Raw genomic sequence first — 7,873 nt, 5'->3', positions numbered from 1 at the left:
GCCAGCGCGTCGGCGTCCACGTCCACGCCGACGGCCGTCGCCTCGGGCCGGGCCTCCAGCGCCCGCAGCGGCCAGGCGGCCTGCCCGCAGCCGAGGTCCAACAGGCGTGGGGCCGCCGGCCGTTGGCCCGCCGGGCCCAGCGCCCGGTCGAGCAGCGCGGCCACGGACGGCTCGCCGAGCGGCGCGGCGATCGGGTGCTCGGCATGGGTGATCAGATGGCGGTGGTACGGGGTGGCGTCGGCGCTCATGGCGGAAGCCTGGCATGGCGTCCGGCACACGGCATGGGAATTCCCGGGTCCTGATGCCAAGCTGCGCACATGAGCACCGCAGACGAGAAGACCGCGACGGAGACCCCGAGCGAGACCGCCGTTGTCGCACGGCTGCTGGCGGCGCTGCCGGCCGACGCCGTGCTCACCGACCCCGATGTGACCGCCTCCTACGCCCACGACATGGCCAGCTTCTGCCCGGCGGGCCGGCCGGCCGCCGTGGTGCTGCCCCGTTCCGTCGAGCAGGTCCAGGAGGTGCTGCGGATCTGCCACGCGCTGCGGGTGCCCGTGGTGCCGCAGGGCGCGCGGACCGGCCTGTCCGGCGCGGCCAACGCGGTGGACGGCTGCGTGGTGCTGTCGCTGCTGCGCATGGACCGGGTGCTGGAGATCGACCCGGTGAACCGGATCGCGGTGGTGGAGCCCGGCGTGGTCAACGCCGCCCTCTCCCGCGCCGTCGCCGAGCACGGGCTGAACTACCCGCCGGACCCGTCGAGTTGGGAACAGTGCACGATCGGCGGCAACATCGGCACCGGCTCGGGCGGGCTGTGCTGCGTCAAGTACGGGGTGACGGCCGAGTATGTGCTGGGCCTGGACGTGGTGTTGGCGGACGGCCGGCTGCTGCGGACCGGGCGGCGCACCGCGAAGGGCGTCGCCGGCTACGACCTGACCCGGCTCTTCGTGGGCGCCGAGGGCACGCTGGGCGTGGTGGTCCGCGCGGTGCTGGCGCTGCGGCCGGCGCCGCCGCGCCAGCTGGTGCTGGCGGCCGAGTTCGGCTCGGCGGCGGATGCCGGGGACGCGGTGGCGCGGATCATGGCCGCCGGACACACCCCCTCGCTGCTGGAGCTGATGGACGGCACCAGCGTGCGGGCCGTCAACCGGCTGACGAGGATGGGCCTGCCGGAGTCCACCCGGGCGCTGCTGCTGGCGGCGTTCGACACCCCTGAGGCGGCCGACGAGTTGGCGGCGGTCGGCGAGCTGTGCCGCGCCTCGGGCGCGAGCGAGGTGGTGCCGGCCGAGGACCAGGCCGAGTCGGAGATGCTGCTGGCCGCGCGCCGGGCGACGCTGCCGGCCCTTGAGGCGGTCACCGGGACGACGATGATCGACGACGTGTGCGTGCCGCGCGACCGGATGGCCGAGCTGATCGACGGGATCGCCGCCATCGCGGAGCGCGTGGATCTCACGATCGGCGTGGTCGCCCACGCCGGCGACGGCAACGCCCACCCCACGGTCTGCTTCGACGCGTCCGACCCGGACCAGGCGGCCAGGGCGCGGGCCTCGTTCGACGAGATCATGGCGCTGGGCCTGGAGTTGGGCGGCACCATCACGGGCGAGCACGGCGTCGGGGTGCTCAAGCGGGAGTGGCTGGCGCGGGAACTCGGCCCGGTGGGCGTGGAGTTGCAGCGCTCCATCCGGCAGGTCTTCGACCCGCGCGGCATCCTCAACCCGGGCAAGGTGCTGTGACGCCGCGCGGCGGGCCGCTCAGGGCAGGTACCAGCGCTGCCGGTCGTCGCCTTCCTCGCAGGGCTTCATCACCGCCTGCTGCCCCGAGCCCTGGGTGGTGAGGCAGCGTCCCTGGAAGTTGGTGAGGATGTAGGCGCCGCCGGAGGGTGTTACGGAACCCCAGTTCGGGTTGCCGAAGTAGTTGCCCAGCCTGGTGCCACCCGGACTGTTGTAGCCGGGGTTCAGCACCAGACCCGTCGAATCGCAGATGTGCAGCTCGGCGCCGATGGGGGTGTCCCTCCGCACCCAGCCACGGCTGGTGTCGCCGCCGGAGACGACGACGCCGTTGACCTCCGGTGGGCCGTCGGCCAGGCCCAACGGGAGTCCGTCGGCCACGTTGACGATCTGGCCCCAGTTGGCCCCGCCGCAGCCGTCCGGCGGGCCGTCGCCGCCGCCCGACGACGAACCGCCGCCCGATGACGAACCGCCGCCGGAGCCGGAGCCCGACGAGCCGCCCGAGGAACCGCCACCGCCGGAGGACGAACCGTCGCCGGACGACGAACCGCCGGACGAGCCGCCCGAGGAGCCGGAGCCGCCCGAGTCGCCGCCGCCGCTCGCGCTCCCGTCGCCGCCGCCCGCGCCGGCGGAGTCCTCCGCGTTCCCGGCGTCCTGACCGCCGTCGGCGTCCGGGTCCTCGCCTGGCTCCTCGTCCGGCTCGCCGTCGCCGCCCTCGTCGCCCGCCTCCTCGGACTCCTCGGGCTCCTCCGGGTCCTCGGCCTCCTCGGGGTCGCCGGACTCGGCGCCGGCGTCGGCGGTGGCCTCCTCCGGGCCCGGGGTCTCGGGCCCGCCCGCCTCGGCGCGCCAGGGCAGCCGCTCCACATAGACCAGCGTCACCGTGCCGCTGACCAACAGCGCCAGCGCCAGGGGCAGGCCCAACAGCAGCGCCCGGCGCCGCCGTTCGGGCGCGCGCTCCCGGTCCTCGCCGGGGGTGCCGGTGTCGCTCACCAGGGGCTCGCGGTCCTCGCCGCCGTCCCCGGCGGCGCCGCCCGCCTCGTCCGCGCCCGCGTCCTCGTCCGCGCCCGCGTCGTCCTCGTCCAACGGCCCGCCGGCCGCCACCCGGCGGGCCGCCGCCGCCATCGCGGCGGCGTCGGCGAAGCGGTCCTCAGGCGCCTTGGCCAGGGCGCGGGTGACGAAGCCCCGCACCGGCTCGGGTATCGCGTCCGGCAGCTCCGGCACCGGCTCCCGCACCTGCTTGAACAGGATCTCCACCGGCGACTCGCCGGTGAACGGCAGCGTCCCGGTGAGGAGTTGGTAGCAGACCACGCCCATCGCGTACTGGTCGGACGCGGGCACGGCGCCGCGCCCCTCGGCCTGTTCGGGCGCCATGTAGAGGGCGGTGCCGATCACCGAGCGCCCCTCGGTGATCTTGGTGCCGGCGGCGGGCCGGGCGATGCCGAAGTCGGTCACGGTGACCCGGTCGCCCTCGCGCAGCATCAGGTTGGACGGCTTGACGTCCCGGTGCACGATGTCCCGGAGGTGCGCGGCGTGCAGTCCGTCGAGTGCCTCGGCGGCGATGGCGAGCACCCGTTCCGGCGGCAGGGTGCCGTCCTCGTCGAGGACCGCGTCCAGCGACCGCCCCTCGACCAGTTCCATGACGATGAACGCCAGTCGTTCCCGGTCCTCGCCCTCGCCGTCCCCGCTCTCGCCGTAGTCGTGGACGGCGACGACGTTGGGGTGCTTGAGCGCCGCGAGAACGACCGCCTCGCGGCGGAAGCGGGCGCGGAACGACGCGTCCTCCAGCAGCTTGGGGCTGAGGACCTTGACGGCGACCTCCCGGGAGAGGACCTCGTCCTGGGCGCGCCACACGTCGCCCATGGCGCCGCCGCCTATCCGCTCCGTCACCGTGTACCGGTCGTTGAGCCGCGTCCCCCGCCGCACCATCCCGCGCCCCCGAAGCGTTAGTTGAAATAGTGACCACTGACGATCAACCGCATTGTTCCAGACGCCAGTTGATGCTCCCAGGGCACACCGGGCGTCGGCTCAGCCCTCGGCGGCCGGCCCCTGGGACCGCTCCTCGTGCGGCGTGCACAGCTCGTCCACCAGCAGGCGCCGCGACTCGGCCGGGTCGCGGACGAGTTCGGGGTGGAGCCGGGTGCGCCAGACCTCGGCGGCGCGGGGCAGGTTCCGGTCAAGCGAACGGCGCAGTATCCGCCTGGCGACCAGCAGCGGCACCGCGACCACCGGCCGCAGCACGCCCCGGCCCCTGGCGTTGACCAGCACCTCCACCTCCCAGGCGCCGCCGGCCGCCGGACGGGGCGTCACCCCGACCTCGCCGCCGACCAGCGAGTGCCGCACCCGCACCCGCAGCGGCGCGCGCCCGGCGGTGCCGGCCGCCGAGGCGTACCAGCGGGCGACGTCCAGCTCGGCCTGGAGGGTGAACCACCGCAGCCAGCGCCGCCGTTGCCGCCCCGGCCGGGAGACGGAGCCGTCGACCCGCAGCGTCGCCCGCTCGGGCCGCTCCACGCCGCGCAGCCTGAGGTCGGCGGCCAGCCGGGGGCTGGGCCCAGGGCCGAGCCGCTGGCCGTCCACCCGCAGCGCGACGCCGGCCGCCCGGTCCCACTCGACGAGCGTGACCCGGGGCGCGATGGCGTCCTTGGCCAGCGGGGCCGCCGTCTCCTCGTCCCTGCCGTAGACGGCGCCCGGCCGGGCGTGTTCGCCGGCGAGCAGCGCCACGCCCTGGACGGCCCTGCCGTCCTCGGAGCGCAGCCCGCGCCCCTCGGGGCGCAGGCTCTCCCAGACGTCGAAGGGCACAGCGACCGCCCGGGTCAGCTCGTCGCGGCTGAGGGTGGGGTCCAGGATGAGGGTGTGCTTGAGTCGTGCCATGGGCGCATCCTGCCGCACGGATCAGATTCGGCGAAGCTCCCAGAGCCGCCAGACGCCGCTCCCCGACACCAGGTGCTGAACGCCGGTGATCTCGTCGCGGCTGATGGTGAACCGCTTCTCCTGCCAGATCGGAATGATCGGGGCGTCCTCGGCGGCCAGTTCGTGGATGGCGAGGAAGGTGTCGGCGGCCAGCGCGCGGTTGGACACGGCCTGCGCCTCGGCGATCAGCTGGTCGATCCGCTCGTCGGAGAAGCCGGTGCCCATGCCGTCGCCCGGGCCCAGGATGCCGTCGGTGAACGTCGCCGGGTCGGGGAAGTCGGGCCGCCAGCCGATCAGATACGCGTCGTAGTCCCGCGCCGAGTAGACGCCGGGGATGAACTCGTCCCACTCGTAGTGGGCGACCTCCACCTCGAAGAGGCCGTCCTCCTCCAACTGCCGCTCGATCTCGGCCGCCTCCTCGTGGTTGGCGGCGCCCCGCGAGTAGGCGATCCCGAACGGCAGCGGCACCGGCAGCCCGGCGTTCACCATGCGCTGGCGCAGCACCTCGGGGTCCCGCTCGCGGTACTGGTCGAAGAACGGCGTGCCGTGGCCGGTGTAGCCCACCGGGATCAGCGAGTAGAGCGGCTCGACGGTGCCCTGCTGCACCTGGCTGGCGATCGAGTCCCGGTCCAGCAGCGCGGCGACGGTCTGCCGGGCCACCTGGGAGGCCATCGGCATTCCCTCGTCCGTGTTGAACGCCATCACGCGGATGGAGCCGGCCGTGTTCTCGGTGACGGGCCGCTGGGGGTCGCTGCGGTTGACGGCCGACATCACCTGGGGCGGCATCTTGCCGTCGTTGACGTCGAGTTCGCCGTTCTCCCAGGCGGCGGCGAGCTGCTCCTCGGCCGACTGCTCCTCGTCGCCATAGAAGTAGCGCACGGTGACGGGGAACTCGGGCGGCTCGTTGGCGCCCCGGTAGTTCGGGTTGGGCACCAGCTCGGCGGACTCGCCCTCGTTCCACGCCTCCAGCAGGAACGGTCCTGAGCCGTCGACCTGCCAGTCGTCGCGCAGCTCCAGCATCTCGTAGTTCTCCCGGTCCACGATGGCGCCGGGGCTGGCGGCGACCACGAACGGGAAGGTGGCGTCCGAGTGTTCCAGCTCGAAGATGATGTCCCGGCCGTCGACGCGGACCGCCACGAGGTTGGCCAGCAGCGCCGAGGGTCCCGCGTAGGAGAACTTCTCGTCCTCGGGGATGGAGTCGTCGGCGGCCTCCTGCTCGGCGCGTTCGGCCATCGCCTGGATGCGCTCGTAGGAGAACTTGACGTCCTCGGGGGTGATCGCCCGCCCGTTGCTGAACGTCAGGTCGTCCCTGAGGGTGCAGCGGTAGACCGTCAGCTCGTTGTCCGTGAAGCCACAGCTCTCGGCGGCGTCGGGCACCGGCTGCTCCCGGCCGTGCTCGAAGGTGAGCAGCGACTGGTAGAGGTTGCTCATCAGCGCCATGGCGGAGGCGTCATAGGCGCCGGCCGGGTCCACCATGGTGGGCGTGGAGGTGGTGCCGACCACGATCGGCTCCTCCGCCTCCTCCGTGGAACGGAACAACGCCCACCCGCCGATCGCGGCGGCGACCAGCGCCAGGGCCACCGCGATGCCTATGACCCCTTTGGCCCGGATACGTCGCACTCCCCGCGCCCTTTCTCGGAAGACCAGTTAGCGAGGCCCCAGATAACCACAGGCCACCACGGTCATCAGCAGGCAGGGGGGCAACGGACCGGCCACACTTCGGATGGTGGCCGGGCTGCTACCTGGAGCGAGCCGCCGGGCGCGCCGCCTGACGGAGCCTCACTCCGTCACGGCGCCGGGCACGTCGATCATGAACTCGACCTCGACCGGCCGCCCGCCGTCCAACCTGATCTCCACGCTCTGGGTGCCCAACTGCGGGGAGAACGCCGCCAACACGTAGTCGCCCACGTCGGGCGCGCGCACCTCGAAGGCGCCGTCCGCTCCGCTGCGGGTCTTGTCCAGGCTCCTGCCGCCGTCAACGCCGGAGAGGGTCACCACCGCGCGGGGCAGCGCCACGCCCAGCGAGTCCCGCACCCGCCCCCTGACGACGAGTTCCTCCCCCGTCCCTGCCAGCTCCGTCATGCCGATCTTTCCTCCAACACCGCGCGCTCCGTGTCCATCACGCTGTCAGTTTGTTCCCCCAGCGTTATCAAGGACACCAACGGCCGCCGAATAGTTGTCGCGTCGGGCCCGGCTGACACGAAAACCGGACACTCTCCGGGTCACCCCTAGGGGAACGCCCGGGGAGCCGGGCGCGCCGTTCGGGCCGTCCGGCGCGGTCACGCCGGGGCCCGTCGGGCGCGCGCCATGCCCCTGCCGTCCGTGTCACGCCTGGCGCGAGGCCAGCTCGACGACCGTGATGTCCGGATCGGCGCCGACCCGCACCGGCGGGCCGTAGGCGCCGGCGCCCCGGCTCACGTAGAGCTGGGTGTCCCCGTACCGCTCCAGGCCCGCCAGGGTCGGGTTGGCCAGCGCGGCGACATAGGTGACGGGCCACATCTGCCCGCCGTGGGTGTGCCCGGAGAGCTGGAGGTCCACGCCGTGGTTCACCGCCTCGTGGATCATCACCGGCTGGTGGGCCATCAGCACCGAGGCCCGCTCCGGGTCCCGGTCGCCGAGCGCCGCGTCGTAGTCGGGCCCGCCGAACTCGGTGCCCTCGCCGTCCACGTCGTTGACCCCGGCCAGGTCGAGGAACGGCAGCTCGCGCCGCTCGTTGACCAGCGGGGTGACGCCCAACTCCCGCACGTGGTCGATCCATTCGGCGGTCTCCACGTAGTACTCGTGGTTGCCGGTGACGAAGAACGCGCCGTCCCGCGCCCGCAGGTCGGCCAGCGGGGCGACGGCCGAACGCAGGTCGTCGACCTCGGCGTCCACCAGGTCGCCGACGATCGCGATGGCGTCGGGCTGGACCCCGTTGATCGCGTTGACCACCCGGCGGCAGTGGGCGCCGCCCAGCACCGGGCCCAGGTGGATGTCGCTGACCACCGCGATCCGGTAGCCGTGGCCGCCTCGGGGCAGCCGGGCCAGCGGAACCGTGACGCGTTTCACGCGCAGCCGGCGGGCGTTGACGGCGCCATAGCCGACGGTGCCGGCCGCCAGCAGCCCGGCGCCGACGGCTATCGAGCGGGAGACCAGCAGCCGGCGGCTCAGCTCGCCGGCGCCGGGGCCCTCGTCGCCGCCGCCCCCGGCGGGCGCCTCCGGCCCTTGCGGCCCGTCAGGTCCCTCGGGCCCGGCCGGCGGCCCCG

The 7,873-nt window shown here is 73.9% G+C and carries 6 protein-coding genes and 1 pseudogene; 1 reads left to right on the top strand and 6 read right to left on the bottom strand.

Translation table 11 applies throughout. The annotated features are described in order from the left end of the window. Window positions 1-248, bottom strand: a pseudogene (locus tag EBN88_RS26875) (SAM-dependent methyltransferase); the annotation flags it as partial. Between the two features lie 69 nt (window positions 249-317). Between EBN88_RS26875 and EBN88_RS26870 the strand changes: the two are divergent. Continuing rightward, window positions 318-1,727, top strand: coding sequence for an FAD-binding oxidoreductase (locus tag EBN88_RS26870; protein ID WP_122399641.1), 1,410 nt, complete (start codon window positions 318-320; stop codon window positions 1,725-1,727). 18 nt (window positions 1,728-1,745) lie between these two features. On the opposite strand, the gene EBN88_RS32485 is transcribed toward EBN88_RS26870, so the two are convergent. From EBN88_RS32485 to EBN88_RS26845, 5 genes are all read right to left on the bottom strand, one after another. Beyond that, a complete protein-coding gene (locus EBN88_RS32485; protein WP_122399640.1) occupies window positions 1,746-3,647 on the bottom strand; it encodes a serine/threonine-protein kinase in 1,902 nt (633 codons plus the stop codon). A 99-nt stretch (window positions 3,648-3,746) separates the two neighbouring features. Then, window positions 3,747-4,589, bottom strand: a complete 843-nt coding sequence (locus EBN88_RS26860) for a hypothetical protein (RefSeq protein ID WP_122399639.1) — start codon at window positions 4,587-4,589, stop codon at window positions 3,747-3,749. 21 nt (window positions 4,590-4,610) lie between these two features. Next, a complete protein-coding gene (locus tag EBN88_RS26855) occupies window positions 4,611-6,248 on the bottom strand; it encodes an ABC transporter substrate-binding protein (protein ID WP_147472863.1) in 1,638 nt (545 codons plus the stop codon). Window positions 6,249-6,407: 159 nt separating this feature from the next. Continuing rightward, window positions 6,408-6,710, bottom strand: a complete 303-nt coding sequence (locus tag EBN88_RS26850; RefSeq protein WP_122399637.1) for a carboxypeptidase-like regulatory domain-containing protein — start codon at window positions 6,708-6,710, stop codon at window positions 6,408-6,410. A 243-nt stretch (window positions 6,711-6,953) separates the two neighbouring features. Continuing rightward, the coding region (locus tag EBN88_RS26845) for a metallophosphoesterase (protein WP_147472862.1) at window positions 6,954-7,873 on the bottom strand (920 nt) is incomplete at its 5' end.

Origin of the sequence: Streptomyces triticirhizae (genome assembly GCF_003696235.1) — a bacterium.
In the GTDB taxonomy this organism is placed as follows: domain Bacteria; phylum Actinomycetota; class Actinomycetes; order Streptomycetales; family Streptomycetaceae; genus Streptomyces; species Streptomyces triticirhizae.
Note: the sequence above shows the minus strand (reverse complement) of the source record. Positions and strands in the feature narration are given on the sequence as shown.